Source organism: Sporosarcina thermotolerans, from assembly GCF_030067815.1.
Classification (GTDB): domain Bacteria; phylum Bacillota; class Bacilli; order Bacillales_A; family Planococcaceae; genus Sporosarcina; species Sporosarcina thermotolerans.
This window is the reverse complement of record NZ_CP125968.1, coordinates 2,817,337-2,835,145: the sequence shown is the minus strand read 5'-3', so window position 1 is coordinate 2,835,145 and position 17,809 is coordinate 2,817,337. Positions and strand designations below refer to the sequence as shown.

The 17,809-nt window shown below is 40.6% G+C and carries 18 protein-coding genes, 1 tRNA gene and 2 pseudogenes; 20 read left to right on the top strand and 1 reads right to left on the bottom strand.

What is annotated here, in order from left to right; translation table 11 throughout:
- The first annotated feature begins 1 nt into the window (after window position 1).
- Window positions 2-1,780, top strand: coding sequence for an excinuclease ABC subunit UvrC (gene uvrC, locus QNH10_RS16045; protein WP_283732343.1), 1,779 nt, complete (start codon window positions 2-4; stop codon window positions 1,778-1,780).
- Window positions 1,781-1,817: 37 nt separating this feature from the next.
- Here uvrC and QNH10_RS16040 read toward each other — a convergent pair whose 3' ends face one another.
- Complete coding sequence (locus QNH10_RS16040; protein ID WP_283732342.1) at window positions 1,818-2,234, bottom strand: YslB family protein; 417 nt, start codon at window positions 2,232-2,234, stop codon at window positions 1,818-1,820.
- A 213-nt stretch (window positions 2,235-2,447) separates the two neighbouring features.
- On the opposite strand from QNH10_RS16040, the gene QNH10_RS16035 reads away from it, so the two are divergent.
- The 19 genes and pseudogenes from QNH10_RS16035 to QNH10_RS15945 all read left to right on the top strand — a co-directional run bounded on the left by QNH10_RS16035 (window position 2,448) and on the right by QNH10_RS15945 (window position 17,804).
- Entirely contained in the window at window positions 2,448-3,059 is a 612-nt protein-coding gene (locus tag QNH10_RS16035; protein ID WP_283732341.1) for a succinate dehydrogenase cytochrome b558 subunit, read from the top strand.
- Window positions 3,060-3,117: 58 nt separating this feature from the next.
- Window positions 3,118-4,871, top strand: a pseudogene (gene sdhA / locus QNH10_RS16030) (succinate dehydrogenase flavoprotein subunit).
- Between the two features lie 5 nt (window positions 4,872-4,876).
- Window positions 4,877-5,674 carry a succinate dehydrogenase iron-sulfur subunit gene (gene sdhB / locus QNH10_RS16025; protein ID WP_283732340.1) on the top strand — a complete coding sequence of 266 codons (798 nt, stop codon included), beginning with the start codon at window positions 4,877-4,879 and terminating at the stop codon, window positions 5,672-5,674.
- A 431-nt stretch (window positions 5,675-6,105) separates the two neighbouring features.
- Entirely contained in the window at window positions 6,106-6,549 is a 444-nt protein-coding gene (locus QNH10_RS16020) for an acyl-CoA thioesterase (protein ID WP_283732339.1), read from the top strand.
- 88 nt (window positions 6,550-6,637) lie between these two features.
- On the top strand, window positions 6,638-6,850 hold the full coding sequence (locus tag QNH10_RS16015) for a helix-turn-helix domain-containing protein (protein ID WP_283734667.1): 213 nt from the start codon (window positions 6,638-6,640) through the stop codon (window positions 6,848-6,850).
- 232 nt (window positions 6,851-7,082) lie between these two features.
- Window positions 7,083-7,490, top strand: a complete 408-nt coding sequence (locus tag QNH10_RS16010; protein ID WP_283734666.1) for a MarR family winged helix-turn-helix transcriptional regulator — start codon at window positions 7,083-7,085, stop codon at window positions 7,488-7,490.
- Window positions 7,491-7,558: 68 nt separating this feature from the next.
- On the top strand, window positions 7,559-8,293 hold the full coding sequence (gene murI, locus QNH10_RS16005; protein ID WP_283734665.1) for a glutamate racemase: 735 nt from the start codon (window positions 7,559-7,561) through the stop codon (window positions 8,291-8,293).
- A 94-nt stretch (window positions 8,294-8,387) separates the two neighbouring features.
- Window positions 8,388-9,140 (top strand): ribonuclease PH, encoded by a 753-nt coding sequence (gene rph / locus QNH10_RS16000; protein ID WP_283732338.1) that lies wholly within the window; start codon window positions 8,388-8,390, stop codon window positions 9,138-9,140.
- Window positions 9,141-9,144: 4 nt separating this feature from the next.
- Window positions 9,145-9,759 carry an XTP/dITP diphosphatase gene (locus QNH10_RS15995; protein WP_283732337.1) on the top strand — a complete coding sequence of 205 codons (615 nt, stop codon included), beginning with the start codon at window positions 9,145-9,147 and terminating at the stop codon, window positions 9,757-9,759.
- Window positions 9,756-10,256 carry a metallophosphoesterase gene (locus QNH10_RS15990; protein WP_283732336.1) on the top strand — a complete coding sequence of 167 codons (501 nt, stop codon included), beginning with the start codon at window positions 9,756-9,758 and terminating at the stop codon, window positions 10,254-10,256. The genes QNH10_RS15995 and QNH10_RS15990 overlap by 4 nt, the downstream gene beginning before the upstream one ends.
- Before the next feature lie 75 nt (window positions 10,257-10,331).
- Window positions 10,332-10,405 (top strand) — tRNA-Arg (locus tag QNH10_RS15985).
- A gap of 449 nt (window positions 10,406-10,854) precedes the next feature.
- Window positions 10,855-11,520 carry a MerR family transcriptional regulator gene (locus QNH10_RS15980; protein WP_283732335.1) on the top strand — a complete coding sequence of 222 codons (666 nt, stop codon included), beginning with the start codon at window positions 10,855-10,857 and terminating at the stop codon, window positions 11,518-11,520.
- A gap of 332 nt (window positions 11,521-11,852) precedes the next feature.
- Complete coding sequence (locus QNH10_RS15975) at window positions 11,853-12,962, top strand: hypothetical protein (RefSeq protein ID WP_283732334.1); 1,110 nt, start codon at window positions 11,853-11,855, stop codon at window positions 12,960-12,962.
- A gap of 562 nt (window positions 12,963-13,524) precedes the next feature.
- Entirely contained in the window at window positions 13,525-14,346 is an 822-nt protein-coding gene (locus QNH10_RS15970) for a cupin domain-containing protein (protein WP_283732333.1), read from the top strand.
- A 730-nt stretch (window positions 14,347-15,076) separates the two neighbouring features.
- Window positions 15,077-15,559 (top strand): annotated as a pseudogene (locus QNH10_RS15965) (thiamine pyrophosphate-dependent enzyme); the annotation flags it as partial.
- Between the two features lie 169 nt (window positions 15,560-15,728).
- Window positions 15,729-15,989 carry an AbrB/MazE/SpoVT family DNA-binding domain-containing protein gene (locus tag QNH10_RS15960; protein ID WP_283732331.1) on the top strand — a complete coding sequence of 87 codons (261 nt, stop codon included), beginning with the start codon at window positions 15,729-15,731 and terminating at the stop codon, window positions 15,987-15,989.
- Window positions 15,986-16,327, top strand: a complete 342-nt coding sequence (locus QNH10_RS15955; RefSeq protein WP_283732330.1) for a type II toxin-antitoxin system PemK/MazF family toxin — start codon at window positions 15,986-15,988, stop codon at window positions 16,325-16,327. The genes QNH10_RS15960 and QNH10_RS15955 overlap by 4 nt, the downstream gene beginning before the upstream one ends.
- Window positions 16,328-16,836: 509 nt before the next feature.
- Window positions 16,837-17,667 (top strand): tetratricopeptide repeat protein, encoded by an 831-nt coding sequence (locus QNH10_RS15950; protein WP_283732329.1) that lies wholly within the window; start codon window positions 16,837-16,839, stop codon window positions 17,665-17,667.
- Window positions 17,628-17,804: a hypothetical protein gene (locus QNH10_RS15945; protein WP_283732328.1), complete on the top strand. Its 177-nt coding sequence runs from the start codon at window positions 17,628-17,630 to the stop codon at window positions 17,802-17,804. The genes QNH10_RS15950 and QNH10_RS15945 overlap by 40 nt, the downstream gene beginning before the upstream one ends.
- Window positions 17,805-17,809: the final 5 nt, after the last annotated feature.

The following is a 17,809-nucleotide window of genomic DNA, read 5'->3' as shown; positions in this document are numbered from 1 at the left end:
TATGAATGAAATAATTGAGAATAAACTGTCCTTATTGCCAGATTTACCCGGCTGTTACTTGATGAAGGATCGTCAAGGCACAATCATTTATGTGGGTAAAGCAAAAATCCTGAAAAACAGGGTCCGTAGCTATTTCACCGGAACCCATGATGCCAAGACACAACGGCTTGTCGGGGAAATCGAGGATTTTGAATATATCGTTACTGGATCCAATATAGAAGCACTTATACTTGAGCTAAATATGATCAAACAATATGATCCGAAATATAACATCATGTTAAAAGATGATAAAACATACCCTTATTTGAAAATAACCTCAGAACGTCACCCGAAGTTAATTGTAACAAGACAATTGAAAAAGGATAAAGGGAAGTATTTCGGCCCTTACCCGAATGCGACCGCGGCCCATGAAACAAAAAAACTATTAGATCGGCTATATCCCTATCGAAAATGTCATCAATTACCGGATAGAGTATGCCTCTATTATCATTTGGGACAATGCCTTGCCCCTTGTGTCAACGAAGTTTCTGAGGAAACGTATAAGGAAATGGTTGATGATATTAGCAAATTCCTAAATGGCGGCTATAAAAATGTGAAAAATGATTTGACTGAAAAGATGTCAGCCGCCGCGGAAAATTTAGAGTTTGAGCGGGCAAAGGAATTTCGGGACCAGATTGCAAATATAGAAGCCGTCATGGAAAAACAGACAATGATGATGAATGACTTCACTGACCGAGATGTTTTTGGATATGCAGTAGAAAAGGGTTGGATGTGCGTCCAAGTATTTTTCGTCCGCCAAGGGAAACTGATTGAAAGGGATGTTTCGATTTTTCCGCTTTATCAGGAGCCGGAGGAGGAAATGCTGACCTTTATCGGGCAGTTTTATGGAAAGTCAGGACATTTGACACCAAGGGAGATTTTATTGCCCGAAGGCATTGATCGGGAAATTGTCCAACAGCTATTAAATGTAAATGTGTTCATACCTCAACGGGGAAAGAAAAAGGATCTCGTGAAACTATCGATAAAAAATGCGGAAATTTCGTTAAGTGAAAAGTTCCAGCTCATCGAACGCCAAGAACAAAGGACAATCGGAGCTTGTGATGACCTCGGGAAGGCGATGCATATTGCCACTCCTCTACGAATTGAAGCATTTGACAACTCCCATACGGGTGGTGTTGACCCGGTATCTGCGATGGTATCTTTCATAGATGGGAAACCAAATCGCAAGGATTATCGGAAATACAAAACGAAGACTGCCGCTGCCCATGATGATTATGGTGCAATGCGCGAAGTGATTAGAAGACGGTATGTAAGAGTGTTAAGAGATAATCTCCCATTGCCAGATTTGATCATCATTGACGGTGGTAAAGGACAGATGGAGATTGCACGTGAAGTTATTGAGGATGAATTGGGGTTATCGATCCCGATAGCAGGACTTGCTAAAGATGAAAAGCATCAGACGGCACAATTGTTGTATGGGAATCCTATTGAAGTAGTCCCATTGAAACGAACAAGCGAAGCTTTTTATCTGCTTCAGCGAATTCAGGACGAAGTACATCGGTTCGTTATAACGTTCCATAGGCAACGAAGGGATTCGAATACATTGACTTCCGCGTTGGATGGGCTACCGGGTGTGGGTCCGAAAAGGAAAAAGCTTCTATTAAAGCATTTTGGTTCAATGAAAAAAATCCGCGAAGCCTCAGTAAATGAGTTGAATGATGCAGGTCTCCCCCTAAAAATTGCCGAAACCGTGAATCAGTATTTCAAGAAGGACGAGTAAAAGGAGCTACATCGCAAAAGATGAGCTCCTTCTTAATTCAAATTTTCGTTTTTGGATCCCATTTCACTTGAAATCGAATATGATTTTCTTTCGGAACTTTTTCACCATAACATTCAGTGAGGAAGCCGTTAAGCTTCTGGAACTGTTCAGCAATGAACCCAGCCTCAAGTTGATAGGACCTTTTTTCCAATACAGTCCGATCTTCTTGGTTCAATATGAAAATAGCTTCGTCTTTAGATGTTTTACCAGAGAAGGGAGTAAGGGTGCCCCATCCAGCTTCAATAAAGAAATCTGGCAGCTCGTTGACTGAAAAAATCGGGAATTTCCTTGCTACGTCTTTTCCTGCCCAGTAAAGGATGTCATCTTCATGTTTGCCAAGTATTTTGGGAAGGACATGATCTCGTAAGATTTCGTATCCAAGTCGTGTGTGGGTGTCGTATGTAAGATTATCCAAAACATGCAATCCTTTCGGGGAAGTCCAAATATTTGATGAACTTTTGAAGATGTCGATAAAAGTTCACATCGCCTTGACCTCCTCAAAAGCGAGGAGTACAATGGACATGTTATCATATTGTACCATGAAGAGACATGCCGTAACCGTTCCTCATTTGTACAAAAAGTGAAGACTTTTCCGGTCATATCTCATTCAAAAGGGAGGGTAAAAGACTTGTCGAGAGAATCAGATTTTTACTTGCGCCGACTGCATTCTTTGCTCGGAGTTATTCCGGTTGGGTTATTCGTAGCTCAGCACTTGGTTATCAACCATTTTGCAACGCGCGGTGAAGAGGCATTCAATACCGCATCCAACTTCATGGGGAGCTTGCCATTTGTCTTGTTCCTGGAGTGGTTCATTATTTATATTCCGTTAATGTTCCACGGTTTTTATGGGGTGTACATAGCTTTCACTGCGAAAAATAATGTTCAGCGCTACGGAACATTCCGTAACTGGATGTTCTTCTTGCAACGTGTGACAGGTGTATTCTTGGTTATATTCATTGCTTGGCATGTTTATGAAACAAGAATTCAAAAGGCACTTGGTGCAGAAGTGAATTTCGATATGATGGAAAACATTCTATCAAATCCATTCATGCTTGCGTTTTATATCGCTGGTGTATTGGCTGCGACATTCCACTTGGCTAATGGACTTTGGTCTTTCGCTGTCACATGGGGAATCACACAATCTCCACGCTCACAAACGATTGTTACATACATAACAATCCTCGCTTTCTTGGTTCTTTCTGTAATTGGTGTACAAGCTTTATTAGCATTCGTTGTTTGAATAACAGAATAGTATACGATAATTTTTAGAACATGTAAAATTTGAGGAGTGAAATATAATGGCAAAAGGCAGATTGATTGTCGTCGGCGGCGGACTTGCGGGCTTGATGGCAACTATCAAAGCTGCGGAAGAAGGAGTCGGGGTTGACTTATTCTCACTCGTTCCGGTTAAACGCTCCCACTCCGTTTGTGCACAAGGCGGCATTAACGGCGCAGTGAATACAAAAGGTGAAGGTGACTCTCCAGCAATCCACTTTGACGACTCAGTTTACGGCGGAGACTTCCTTGCGAACCAACCACCTGTTAAAGCGATGGCTGAAGCTGCACCAGGAATTATTCACTTGATGGACCGAATGGGTGTTATGTTCAACCGTACACCTGAAGGCTTACTAGATTTCCGCCGCTTTGGTGGTACGTTACATCACCGAACGGCTTTTGCTGGCGCAACGACTGGCCAACAGCTCTTATACGCATTGGATGAGCAAGTTCGCCGTCATGAAGTCGCTGGACTTGTTCAGAAATACGAACACTGGGAATTCCTCGGAATTATTATGGATGATGAAGGAATTTGCCGTGGGATCAAAGCACAAAATCTAAAAACTATGGAAATCAAAGCATTCCCTGGTGATGCGGTCATCATGGCTACAGGCGGACCTGGAATTATCTTTGGTAAATCTACGAACTCAGTCATCAACACTGGTTCAGCGGCTTCCATCGTTTATCAGCAAGGTGCTAAATATGCAAATGGTGAATTCATTCAAATCCACCCGACTGCAATTCCTGGGGACGATAAACTTCGTCTGATGAGTGAATCAGCACGTGGTGAAGGTGGACGAATTTGGACATATAAAGACGGTAAACCTTGGTACTTCCTTGAAGAAAAATATCCTGATTACGGAAACCTCGTTCCGCGTGATATTGCGACGCGTGAGATTTTCGATGTGTGTGTCAATCAAAAATTGGGTGTTAACGGGGAAAACATGGTATACCTCGACCTTTCCCATAAGGATCCACACGAGCTTGATATCAAGCTTGGAGGAATCATCGAGATTTATGAGAAGTTTACAGGTGATGACCCACGCAAGTTGCCGATGAAAATCTTCCCGGCTGTTCACTATTCAATGGGTGGACTATGGGTCGACTACGAACAACATACAAGCATTCCTGGACTGTTTGCAGCTGGAGAATGTGACTACTCTCAACACGGCGCGAACCGTCTGGGGCTAACTCACTTCTTTCCGCTATTTATGGTGGAATGGTTGCGGGGCCGGAAGCTGTTAAATATATGCGCGGCGTAAAACGTACTGCTGACGAATTGCCATCCACAATTTTCGATACTGCTATTAAGGATGAGCAACAGAAGTGGGAAGCAACGTTGAAGATGGATGGAACCGAGAATGCTTATATGCTTCATAGAGAACTTGGCGAAATCATGACTGACAATGTAACGGTTGTTCGTTATAACGACAAGCTTCAACAAACGGATGATAAAATCCAAGAGCTTCTTGAGCGTTATGAAAATATTAGTGTTACAGATACACAACAATGGTCGAACCAAGGTGCAACTTTCACACGTCAATTGAAAAACATGCTGTACTTGGCTCGTGTTATCACTCTCGGAGCGCTTAACCGTAATGAAAGCCGTGGCGCGCATTACAAACCTGAGTTCCCGGAACGTGATGATGAAAACTTCTTGAAAACGACAATTGCAGAGTTTGACGGGAAATCTGCGCCGATCCTTTCTTATGAAGAAGTAGATGTTTCCTTGATTCCACCTCGTAAACGTGACTATTCTGCGAAGAAGGAGGATTGACACAAATGAGTGAGCAAACAGCTGTCTTAGATCAGCAAGTTGCAAGTAAAACAGTTAAGTTTGAAATTCAACGTCAAGATACACCTGATTCAAAACCATACTGGGAAAGTTTTGAAATCCCTTATAGACCTAATATGAACGTAATTTCCGCGTTGATGGAAATTCGTCGTAACCCAGTCAACGCAAAAGGGGACAAGACGACTCCCGTAAACTGGGACATGAACTGCCTTGAAGAAGTATGTGGTGCATGTTCAATGGTTATTAACGGGCGTCCGCGTCAATCATGTACAGCTTTAGTTGACCAGTTGACACAACCGATCAAACTTGAGCCTATGAGAACATTCCCTGTTGTCCGTGACCTTATTGTCGATCGTGAATTCATGTTCGACTCATTGAAACGGATCAAAGCGTGGGTTCCAATTGACGGAACGTATGACCTTGGTGAAGGTCCACGTATGCCTGAACGCAAGCGTCAATGGGCATATGAATTGTCTAAATGTATGACATGCGGTGTTTGTCTTGAAGCATGTCCAAACGTTAATGATAAGTCTAACTTCATCGGTCCTGCATTAATGTCACAAGTTCGTCTATTCAATGCGCATCCAACAGGCGCGATGAATAAAGACGAAAGACTTGCGACAATCATGTCAGACGGCGGTATCACTGAATGTGGTAACTCACAAAACTGTGTTGTCGCATGTCCGAAAGGCATTCCATTGACAACTTCAATCGCTGCGATGAACCGCGCGACAACTGTACAAATGTTTAAAAACTTCTTCGGAAGCGACCATATGGTTGATTGATTAGAAACTAAAACTGCCACAGAAAGTTGAAAACAACTTTCTGTGGCGGTTTTTTTTATTACAAAAGGCTCGCGCGTCCAAAGCGAGCCGCCCTGCGTCCAAAGCGGATCCCCGCGCGCTCAATACTTACGTTCCGCGCCCAAGAAGTGCCCGCGCGCGCTCAAGAAATCCGTTCCGCGCTCAAGAAGTGCCTCCGCGCGCTCAGGATTACGTTCCGCGCCCAAGAAGTGCCTCCGCACGCTCAAGAACTCCGTTCCGCGCCCAAGAAAGTCCCCCACGCGCTCATGAAGCCCCTTCGCACACCTGAACCCAATCACGGTCGTAGAAAATGAAATCCGTTAGCCGGGTTTGGTATTGTATTGGATACTACCCAACTATTTGATATAATAAAAGAATGAATGTTCATTCATTTAAAAGGGGGAGCAGTAACGATGAGGATTTCATATATTGAGGATATGGAGAAATGGATTGAAGAATTTACATTTTCAGTACCGGTATCTGTTCGTTTTTCGGAAACGGATATGTACGGGCATTTAAATAATACAGTGACATTCACTTATTTTGAATATGCCCGAATCGAATTTTTAAAGGAAGTCGGGCGTATGGCGGATTGGCTTGATCCAAAAGGAACGACTATTCCTGTCGTTGCGGATTTACAATGCTATTATATGAAACAAGTCTTTTTTGATGAAAAATTGTCGATTTTTGTTAAAGCAGCTTCAGTTGGTAATAGTTCGGTAGATATTCATTATATGGCGAAAAACAATAACAATGAATTGGTTTTTACAGGTAGAGGAACACTCGTACAAATTGATCGGAAAACTGGCAAATCAGTTCCTTGGGAAAGTCAGCAAAAAACTGCATTTTCCTTGTAGTTTTGGTACTCAAGCCGGCACAGCCTAAACCATCTTCACATATTGTAAAGTGAACGTGGATAGGAGGGGGCGCGTCTTGACAGGAGAAATGAAAAACCGTTCGTTGCTGACAGCAAGGGAGCGAGAAATCTTTCATCTATTAGTAGATGATCACACGACGAAAGAAATCGCGGGACGGCTCGGCATTAGCGAAAAAACCGTCCGGAATCATATTTCTAATACCATTCAGAAATTAGGAGTATCCGGAAGGGCACAAGCGATTGTCGAATTGTTGCGATTAGGGGAACTATCACTGAATTAAACCATTGTCTTGTTGTTCGATTTAATATGAACACCAAGTTGAAGCCAAGAGTATACCAAAATTGTTGAAATCCCCTGGTAATTTAAGTAAATACTACCGAATCTCTGTAAAACAGTTGCGTTATATGTAGAAAAAGGTGACAATGAGTAGATAGTAATTCGTTTTCAGGGAGCTGGTATACGTGGCAGAAAACAATGGAGTTAGTATTGACGGTGCCAATAATATTGCCCGGATGGAAAAGGAACTTCGATATATATCAGGGATAATTAAACAACAAGGCCGTAAAATCTTAAGTAATTATACAATTACCACTCCTCAATTCATTGCGCTGCAATGGTTATTTGAGCATGGTGATATGACCATTGGTGACCTATCCAATAAGATGTATCTTGCGTTCAGTACGACGACTGACTTGGTCGATCGAATGGAAAACAATAACCTTGTTAAGCGAGTTCGTGATGAACAGGATCGACGTGTTGTGCGCATCCACTTATTGGTTGAAGGTGAGCGTGTGATTGAGGAAGTAATTGACAAACGTAGACACTACTTGAATAACGTGTTAGAAGATTTTTCCGAAGTAGAAATCATCGAGTTCTCCCGATTGTTAACTAAATTGCATAAAGAGATGATCAAGGATTGAATATCTCGAATAATGCTCCAATCGGGGTTATCGATTCCGGTGTTGGCGGTTTAACCGTCGTAAAGGAAATGATGAGTTTTTTACCTGAGGAAAAAATAATTTATATTGGCGATGATGCGCGGTGTCCGTACGGGCCACGTTCAGTTGAAGAAGTGAAAAGATTCACAATGGAGATGGCTTTGGCACTTTCTGATATGGGGATTAAGATGCTCGTTGTTGCATGCAATACTGCAACCGCAGTTGCACTGGACGATTTGCGAAATCGGTTCCCTTTTCCTGTATTAGGTGTTATCGAACCGGGAGCAAGGGCTGCTTCTCAAGTTTCGCCAACCCGAAGAATAGTTGTTTTAGGAACGGTTGGAACCATTAAAAGCAGGGCATATGAACATGCAATCTCTGCAATCTCTGCAGAAACAGTAGTCTACCCCCTCGCTTGTCCAGAATTTGTTCCTCTTGTTGAAAGTGGTCAATATAAACAAACCGATATTCGCCCGATCATGAAAAAAACCTTGGAGCCAATCGCTCATTTGGATTTTGATACGGCGATTTTGGGATGCACGCATTATCCTCTTCTGCATAATCATATTCAAGAGCAATTACCAAGCGGGGTGACAATTGTATCCTCGGCTAATGAAACAGTCAAGGATGTCAAGAGGACTTTGTCCGAGCTTGGTATTGCAAACAACCTTGTTGAACATAAAAAACCAATCTTCTATACTACAGGAGGATTGGGAGAGTTTATCGAAATTACTTCCGATTGGCTTAAAATTGAAAATCCCGATGTAAGACATTTAATACTATAAAACCCGGAAGCCTAAAATGGCGACCGGGTTTTTGCTTTGGTGAAATTGTCTATGATAAGATGGATTCTGAATTCAACTAGTGGAGGTATTCAATATGAGACAAGATGGAAGAACTGCAGATATGGGAAGGCCGGTAACGATTGAAAGGGACTATTTGATCCATCCGGAAGGTTCGGTATTGATTTCAGTCGGGAACACAAAGGTGATTTGTACGGCTACCATTGAGGAAAGGGTCCCACCATTTCTAAGAGGAAGTGGACAAGGGTGGGTGACGGCAGAATATTCCATGCTTCCAAGGGCCACCGGTCAAAGGACTCAAAGGGAATCCTCAAGAGGTAAAGTGGGCGGAAGAACAATGGAAATCCAACGCCTAATTGGACGTGCAATGCGTGCTGTGGTGGATTTGGAAGCGCTTGGTGAGCGGACAGTATGGATTGACTGCGATGTTATTCAGGCAGATGGCGGTACACGAACAGCATCGATTACTGGGGCATTTGTTGCCATGTCTATAGCAGTTTCGAAATTAACATCAAAGAAGGAATTGAAGAAGTTCCCGATTCGTGACTATTTGGCGGCAATCAGCGTTGGGAAAACGGAAGAAGGAGTGCTTATCCTGGATCTTGACTACCCAGAAGATTCCGCGGCGGCTGTCGATATGAATGTCGTCATGACTGGTGCAGGTGAATTTGTGGAGTTACAAGGTACGGGTGAGGAAGCAACGTTCACAAGACAGGAAATGAATGATCTCGTTGAACTGGCAGAGTCTGGTATCCAGCGCCTGATTGGAATTCAAAGGGAAGTTTTAGCTGATGTCGGAACACAGATCGGTCGAAAGGAAGGCGAATAATACCATGAAAAAGATTTTGATCGCAACGAACAACAAAGGGAAGGCTAAGGATTTTGAAGCACTTTTCAATCCTTATAATATAGAAGTTCTCACTTTAAATGATTTAGAGCAGGACATTGATGTGGAAGAGACGGGTGTCACTTTTGAAGAGAATGCAATTCTTAAGGCTGAGACAGTATCCAAGCTTTTGGGAATCACAGTCATTTCGGACGACAGTGGACTTGAGATCGATAAGCTGAACGGCGCTCCAGGCGTCTATTCTGCTCGTTACGCAGGTGCAGTGAAGAGTGACGAGGCAAATATCGAAAAAGTCCTCACAGAGCTTCAGGGAGTGCCTGAGGCGAAACGTACGGCACGCTTCCGTTGTGTTCTTGCTGTCGCAGGTCCGGGTCAGGAGACTGTTACATTTTCAGGTAGCTGTGAAGGGGTTATTTTGGAAGAGAAACGAGGAACTAACGGTTTTGGTTATGATCCAATCTTTTTCAACCCGGAAATGGACCGGTCCATGGCGGAATTGTCCCCCGAGGAAAAAGGTCGTATATCACATCGTGGCGCAGCGCTAAGACAATTAGAGGAGCATTTGCCGCAGTTGTTAGACTCGATCGGTGAACAACAATGAAAATCGTTGTAATGAGCGATTCGCATGGTGATAAGGAAACGGTGTCTGCCGTTTCCGCATTGTCTGCGGATGCTAAATTCCATTGCGGAGATAGTGAGTTGTCTGCAGAAGATCCATTGCTGAGTAAAATGCATATAGTAAGAGGAAATTGTGATAGTGATTTAAGGTTTCAAAAGTCGCTTATAATTGAAATAGGCAACAAACGGATTTTAACGGTGCATGGTCACGAGCATGATTGCAAACGGACGTTATTGCCTTTATTTTATTCCGCGAAGGAACACGAGGCGGACATTGTCCTTTTTGGTCACTCCCATTTGTATGGTGCAGAACTGCAAGATGGGATCCTATTCGTTAATCCAGGAAGCACATTGCTTCCAAGGGCAGGCAAGGAGCCGACATTCGCAGAAATTGAATGGGATGATGTAGGTGGCTGCAAGGTTTCATTCAAAAATATGGATTTTGAGATAGTTGATTCGGTTGAATTAATAAATATCTAAAAAAAGCGTTGACTTTTTTTGCAAGCCTGCCTATAATAAGATTTGTCGTTGGCAAACGTTGGTTGTTAACAGCATGTCTCAGTAGCTCAGCTGGATAGAGCAATGCCCTTCTAAGGCATCGGTCGGGGGTTCGAATCCCTCCTGGGACGTTTTTAAACGCACGAAACCTTAAGAAATAGGTTTCGGGCGTTTTTTATTATAGAAGGATTTCAAATTTGGGATTTATGCGTGATTTAGCAGATTTATGAGTTTTTTAGGATGTTTATGCGTATGTCAGTTAGTTTATGAGCATTTGAAGTGATTTATGCTTGTTTAGTGCTGTGTATGCGTGTTTCGAGGATTTTATGGGCTTTGAGCAATTAATCTTATGCGATAGCTGTTTGTAACTGTCTAAAGCGGGTATGTGTTATTGAAATAAGCAAGATGACTGTAGTGCGTCCTATCCATCAATCGGATAAGGCGCTTTTTTTGATTTATGTATAATTTTTAATCTCCGGGAATAGAATGCAGAAAATATGCTTTTAGTTGCTTGCAGTTACTTGCAGTTCACTTGCAGTTAGAATAGAATGGGGTGTAAGAGGTGAAGATCATGCTAACGATGTATGAAAAAATGGCCTTCGATGAGAGAGCGGAAAAAATAACGGAACGAATATTTGAGGATAAAAGTGAAAGCATTTTATTTTTCAAAGTCTTGGTAAACTATTTAGACATGACTTCAAAAAACAAATTGGGATTGGACAAGTTGTCTGAATCTGTTCTTGAAAATTCAACAGAGATGAAAAGCTATTTCTCTAAAACCTTAAAAGTTATGGCTGATATTGCCGTACAAGCGGATGAAATTTTACCTGTATATACAACAGGGCAGCTATCTAAATTTTTCGGAGTTTCAATCACAACCATCAATAATTGGATAAATGAAGGAAAATTTATTGGAGTAGAGAGAAGCGAAAGGAATAGCCAAGCCCGAATCAGTGCGGATACCTTGTGGATGGCTAAAACAGGTAAACTTTACTCTGTAGCCCAAATCGTAAACGAATGGGAAGAAGAACAAGATGCATTAGGCAACAATAGATACGACAGCGAAGAAAAGAATTTTTTAGTCGATCAAATGGCTTTATATGAGAAAAAATACGGGGGAGATTTCGAGAGTACATTGGGAATGAAAGATGGTTTGTCTCCTGAAGAAGAGACAGATGCTGCTGCTTGGTCCTATTTTAGAAGAAAGTTTGACGCCATACGCGATGACAAATCTGCCGCCAACTAATTATTCTATATTAGAAAAGTAATTTGATGAAATAATTGAAATTCGAAATGGTGCTAATGGCTTTCCCTCCGCAACATCTTCCCATTGCATTCTCAATTATTTTTAGAACCTGTAGCCGGAGCCCCACCCGGTAGGACGCTTTCCGCAAAAGTAGCATCAGAAATAGCGAATATCTATGCACAAATCGATTCTCTATCGGGCCATATTATTTAGTTTAGCTTAATAATTAAACTGGATTCTTTAAACAAGATTGTCATAATAGAGATATTGTAATATATTTATAGAATAAGACTTTTAGGTTAGGAGAAAAGACATTAAGAAAATTTTATATTATGTTTCTATTACTGACTGCACTTGTACTAAATGCATGTAGTCAAACTGAAGAAAAAACAAGTAATTCGGCTGTACCTGAAGAAAACTCAGAATTAGGTGTTACAGATTCTGACACTACTAAATCGGAAGAAGTGGAAGAAGTTCAGTCTGTTGATTCAGATGTGTTATTTTTAGCAGATCAAAATGAGCAATTGGGTGGAGAAGCTTTTAGTGATAGTGGATTAAATGAAAAATCTCAAATTGTTGATAAAGATGGGTATACATACATTCTAACACCTTCTATAGACACGCGAAGTGAATCTGGTACTTTATACGTTTCTATATTAAAAGGTGATGAATTTATCGTTAAGGAAAAAGTTATAGATATTGAAATGCCTTCAAAAGATAGTGATGATAGGTATAGATATACAAAGACTGCTTTTTATGAAAATACACTTTTAATCGTTTCAAGAGATTCCACTAAGTACAGATCCCCTAATCAATTTATCTTTACTACTGTAACGGTTAATGAAAAAGGAGAGGCAGAAACGAAAGAAGTTAGAAGAAGCGTATCCGATGATAATAACTTGGAAGATTCATTGATTTCTGGATTAAAGGGATATTATTACTTTGAAAAAACAGATAGTAATCATGCAAATATAGTTGATAAGGATGGAAAATTATTATATAGCTTCAGCATGGATGGTACATATCCGGTGAATTCGGATGTAGTATTTCTTGACGAAGAAAATGGAAGAATCTATTTCTATGGTTCAGATGGAAATATAGCTTTCGATTTGAACCATAGCGAAATGATTTGGGATGCAAATGGCTCAGAAATGTTATATGATTTTCCAGCAGGGTATAGAGTAAGTCGTTTAGCGAGTAATAATGGAATGTATATTTTGCGATATAATAGCTCAACCCAAAACGCTTTATATTTTTATGAAATAAATAATGGTGAGCCTGCACTTGCTAGTAATGGGATTATGGAATCTGCTTTAGAAGCGAAATATGAATATAGCGACATCCTGTCTATAGATGATAAATTCGTAAATGTTTATAAAATCGTTATCTATAAAGGTGAACCAACTATTCAAAAATTCTCATTTACACGTGTTGACCTATAAATATAAGATGAAATTAGATGATCTTGGCGAAATGTCGAGGTCATCTTCTTAATTAGAAAAAGAGTATCTAAACCATTTATTAATTCCTTCAATTTGTTAAGTCGGAGTTCGTATGTAGATAGATTCCGCTAATACACCAACTTGAGAAATAACTTAATAATATGATGCCACTTAATATTTGTCAGACGTGTTTGTTATTCACTTAAATTCCCGAAGAAAGTTTGTTTACAAGAACAACACATCGTAGTGTTTGATTTCATCATTTCTAATTTATAGAGTTCTGTTTTTAATCCCGGCCTTTGGAGCCAGATTTGCTAATATCTCATAGCAATAAATAGCACGATATTCTCCATTGAGTGCTTTCGAAAGATCATTGATGATTTTCATGTTTGTAGAAGGTTGCCTGGAGTTACGGTTCATTAAATTTTCACCTCCAGTTTTTTGTAAGCCGAACTTTGTATTCGGCTTTTTATTTTGCCTGAACCCGAAATCTATAACTGGAAAGCACATTGTTAAAAAGTAGCATATAATAGTATATTATTTTGCGAAAGGGTTGAAAAGAATGTATTATCCTACATATGGGTATCCATATCAACACCCATATTACAGTAACGCATCGATGTATTATTATGGTGGGAACACAAATCAGTGGAACCCTCAAGGTCCTGTTCTTGTAAATCAACTTGATTCATATCAAGTATTAAATGGTAATAATAGTTTGGCAATCAGAGATTACGGAAGAAGTCCTTTTGTTATAAATATTAATGAGGCAACTAAACAAAATAATACGTATCGTACCGCTTTGTGGACTGGAAATCACCTGCAGACTACGTTAATGAGCTTGAATCCAGGAGAAGATATCGGTTTAGAAATGCATCCTGACGTTGATCAGTTTTTACGTATAGAACAAGGTCAAGGTGTTACACAAATGGGTAAAAATCAAAATCATTTAGACTTTAGAAGAAGTGTAGAGGATGATTCGGCTATTTTTGTACCTGCTGGAACATGGCACAACTTAAGGAATACCGGTAATGTTCCGTTAAAGCTATATTCTATCTATGCACCACCTAACCATCCATTTGGAACGATCCACTCAACAAAAGCAGATGCAATGTCTGCAGAGAAAGGGAACGCTCATCATAATGGAAGTCCCCTCATTGATGGTAAAACACCAGATGAATGGATACGATACACGGAGTTTTTAGTCAACGAAGGGTTAGAAGATGTTAAAAAAGGAATAAATGCTTTACACATTCTACAAGAATTTATACTTATGGGGGTTCTTGTAGGGAAAGGATATGCTCCTGAAAAAGCATATGAACTGGTGGAAGAATGGGAAAGAACAGGGGTATCGAAACTACTGCAACAAAGCAAAAATATGTAGAAGTAGAGAAAAATATGAAAAAGAATACATTTTAAGATAGCGTAATGGGTGTGTAGAGTTTGTTTGTAAAAGAAAATGCGTACACAAACTCTACACACAACTTTCAAAACCCCGTAATATCAACGTCCCAGTTAAAACTTATAAGTACTCCAGGGACGTACCTAAACGTGCGAAACCTTGAAAATTAGGTTTTGGGCTTTTTTTATTTTTACCTGCTGCTATTATGCGGGATTATAGACGTTTATGAGCGTTTAACGTGATTTATGCTTGTATAGAGCTATTTATGCGTGTTTAGGGAATTTTATGAGGGATTTGTGCTGTTTTATGGCCAGGGGAACGTATGAATCAATAGGCGACCATGTTCAAGAGATTATAACTTTTCCAAACGGGTATATGATGAAATAAATAAGTTAGATGACTGTAGCGCGTCCTATCCTTGAATTGGATAGGACGCACTTTTTGATTTAATTAACAATGGTTCTTGAACCCTCTCGACAATTTTGGTATAACGATATTTGCATTTGGTCTTATGAAAAATATTCCAACTTACACTATTTTAATATAACTAATAAAATAGGAACATTCTACATTATGTATGGTCCTATTTAATCAGTCCAAATTACGCAGATGAAAAGCGTTATCTTGATTAAGTGAATGGGAGGTAAGGGAATGAACAGATTTCGAAAAAAATTACGAGATAAGAAAAGCAGCCCTTACAGCATGGATACGCGTACGGCTTCCCACGGGGGCAGAATATATTTGCCAGCAGGGCTGGCAAAGCATCGGTTATGCAACGCCAGCCACGTTAGGTGCAAGCATTGCGGCACCACATAGACGTGTGCTTCTATTTACCGGGGAAGGCTCCTTGCAAGTGACATTCCAAGAAATCAGCACTTTGCTGGACAATGGCTGTCGTCCAATTCTGTTTATCCTTAACAATAGCGGCTACACAATTGAAAAATATTTGAACGTCAAGACATCAAATCAGAGATACAATCAAATTCCTGCCTGGCACTATACGCAACTGGCCGAAGCCTTCGGAGGCAAGGCATTCGCTGTTAAGGTGCGTACCAACCAGGAACTGGATGAGGCGATTGAGATGGCGGTGAAAGCGCAGATGGGTGAACTATGCGTAATTGAGATGATTGTCAACGATCCTCTGGACTCACCGGAATATTTGATCCGGCTCCGTAACCAATTGGAGAAGCAGTAGGAAATGTCGGGTGGTATGTAACCCCATCGATCGTTGATTTTTGGTGTGCCCATTGCATTCAGAATTGGTTAGAACCTGGCACCTAACACTTATTTTTGTGATGTCAGTAATAGTCTCTTCCCTGTATGTATATACTGTGACTATACGACGCGGAAAGGGGTATGGTACAATGAATCCAATACGAGGAGGGGTTGTTGTGAAGGTACAAAAATGGGGTAATAGTCTTGGTTTACGTATCCCGGCTACTATTGCACAACAAGTAAATATCTCAGAGGGGACTGAGGTTGTATTGAGCGTTGATACTAACCAAACACTTGTCGTAAAGCCGTTAAAAAAGAAACCTACTCTTGAAGAGTTATTAGCAAAAATCACACCCGAAAACAAGCATCATGAAATCGATTTTGGGACTGAGGGGAATGAACATATTTGACACAAGTACCTAATCGTGGGGATTTGGTGTATTTAAACTTCTCCCCCCAATCAGGGCATGAACAACGTGGCCGTCGCCCGGCCATCGTTTTATCCCCAAAGTCCTTTAACGATCTAACAGGATTTTCCGTTGTCTGCCCTATAACAACTCAACAAAAAGGCTACCCTTTTGAAGTTGAAATACCATATGGATTGGCAATAAACGGAGTTATATTAACGGATCAAGTAAAAAGCCTTGATTGGCGTTCAAGAGGATTGAACATCGAAGGCCAAGCCCCGGAAGAAACAATAATTGAATGCCTAAACTTGATTAGTACATTTTTACTTATAGAAGAGTAAGATCTACCGTAAGACTTCAAAGGAAATGTGGGGTGAACATTTAGGTGTTGGTATTTAAAGAATTATTTAAATGAAAACCGCTTCAGTCAAGTGTGACGGTAGCGTTTTTTTGCGTGGGGATTTTTCCGCAGGCAAGATATCGGTCAATCGGCACGAGTTATCGGTCACTTTCGCGAAGTTATCGGTCAAATTTCAATAGATATCGTCGTTTCGTTACTTTAGTCCCAACTGGGTCACGACGTCATAATAAATAATTAAGGATTAATCTCCTTAAATGTGGAACTTTCTTTTTCTTGCATGGCAGTTTATTTCTAAGTCATAAAGGAAATCTTATATAGAAGGAATTTTATTTAACGTAATTCAAATTAAAAACAATCTCCTAGGATTGCAGCGGAAAGCGTCCGCCTGAAGCGTAAATCCGTGATTAAACGTTTACCAAGTACGATTATTTCATTTCCAGTTAGAAAATCCTATGTGATATATTGGAAGGACGAAAGAAGGTGAGACCCGTGAGAAACAGACATAGATATGGAAAGCTTTTAAAAAAGGATAACGTCGTCATGTTCCCTGGTGCCCTGGAACAACTGATTGATAAAGGATTGGATGCCGTTGAAGACACCGACTTCAAAGGAGCAGTGGAAGCGTTTGAACAAGTATATCATTTCGATCCTGAAAACCCACGGCTACTTGCACCATACGCAATAGCCTTATACGAATCACAGAATTTCGATAGAGCTAAAAAAGTTGCCACCCAATTACTTCATAGCGGAACAACAGAATATCTCTACGCTATGGAATTATACCTGGCAATCAGCATTCAATTACAGCACTATGAAGAAGTTGAAATGACAATCGAAGCACTCCTTGATGAAGAAATTGTGCCGCCAGAAATGGTGAAGAAATTCAATTATTTACGAGAGCTGAACAGAAGACTTTCCCATAGATACGTCGACCATGACGAATCAGGAGACATCAACGAACACTTTACCATAGAGCAATTCATGGACTTATCAGTAGATGAACAACAAGAATTGCTTGTTGCATTTGAAAATGGTTCGTTCGATAATTCAATAAAAAAAGTTCTTGCAGAGGTTGTCCAAAAGGATGAAATACATCCAATCGTCATTACGTATGCCCTTGTCCTACTTTACGAATCCGGATATGACGAAGAAGTGTCCGTCAAAAAATTTGGGAACACTAAAAAAGTCATTCCTTCTAAGCTCAATCTTCCCGGACAGGATGAGCGTTCAATTGAGGTGGTTAATCGTATAGGTGAAATAGCGGAGAAGGACCGTCAAGGATGCAGATGGCGATCGATGCGAGTCAGCGCTATGGAATAATCGCATATCCATTTAACTGGGATGGCTATTCAACGGAAGAAGTCGCAAACGCTTATACACAATACATAGAAAGCATGTTTTTAGGGGAGCCTATGCCAGCCGCGGAATTGAATTCGTTGATAAAAAAAAATCGATGAGCAGA

Bases quoted from the DNA above. Each gene is read 5' to 3' on its own strand.
- uvrC (WP_283732343.1), top strand. From the start codon at position 2: ATGAATGAAATAATTGAGAATAAACTGTCCTTATTGCCAGATTTACCC.
- sdhB (WP_283732340.1), top strand. From the start codon at position 4,877: ATGAGTGAGCAAACAGCTGTCTTAGATCAGCAAGTTGCAAGTAAAACA.
- QNH10_RS16020 (WP_283732339.1), top strand. From the start codon at position 6,106: ATGAGGATTTCATATATTGAGGATATGGAGAAATGGATTGAAGAATTT.
- QNH10_RS16015 (WP_283734667.1), top strand. From the start codon at position 6,638: ATGAAAAACCGTTCGTTGCTGACAGCAAGGGAGCGAGAAATCTTTCAT.
- QNH10_RS16010 (WP_283734666.1), top strand. From the start codon at position 7,083: ATGGAAAAGGAACTTCGATATATATCAGGGATAATTAAACAACAAGGC.
- murI (WP_283734665.1), top strand. From the start codon at position 7,559: ATGATGAGTTTTTTACCTGAGGAAAAAATAATTTATATTGGCGATGAT.
- rph (WP_283732338.1), top strand. From the start codon at position 8,388: ATGAGACAAGATGGAAGAACTGCAGATATGGGAAGGCCGGTAACGATT.
- QNH10_RS15995 (WP_283732337.1), top strand. From the start codon at position 9,145: ATGAAAAAGATTTTGATCGCAACGAACAACAAAGGGAAGGCTAAGGAT.
- QNH10_RS15990 (WP_283732336.1), top strand. From the start codon at position 9,756: ATGAAAATCGTTGTAATGAGCGATTCGCATGGTGATAAGGAAACGGTG.
- QNH10_RS15980 (WP_283732335.1), top strand. From the start codon at position 10,855: ATGTATGAAAAAATGGCCTTCGATGAGAGAGCGGAAAAAATAACGGAA.
- QNH10_RS15975 (WP_283732334.1), top strand. From the start codon at position 11,853: ATGTTTCTATTACTGACTGCACTTGTACTAAATGCATGTAGTCAAACT.
- QNH10_RS15970 (WP_283732333.1), top strand. From the start codon at position 13,525: ATGTATTATCCTACATATGGGTATCCATATCAACACCCATATTACAGT.
- QNH10_RS15960 (WP_283732331.1), top strand. From the start codon at position 15,729: ATGAATCCAATACGAGGAGGGGTTGTTGTGAAGGTACAAAAATGGGGT.
- QNH10_RS15945 (WP_283732328.1), top strand. From the start codon at position 17,628: ATGCAGATGGCGATCGATGCGAGTCAGCGCTATGGAATAATCGCATAT.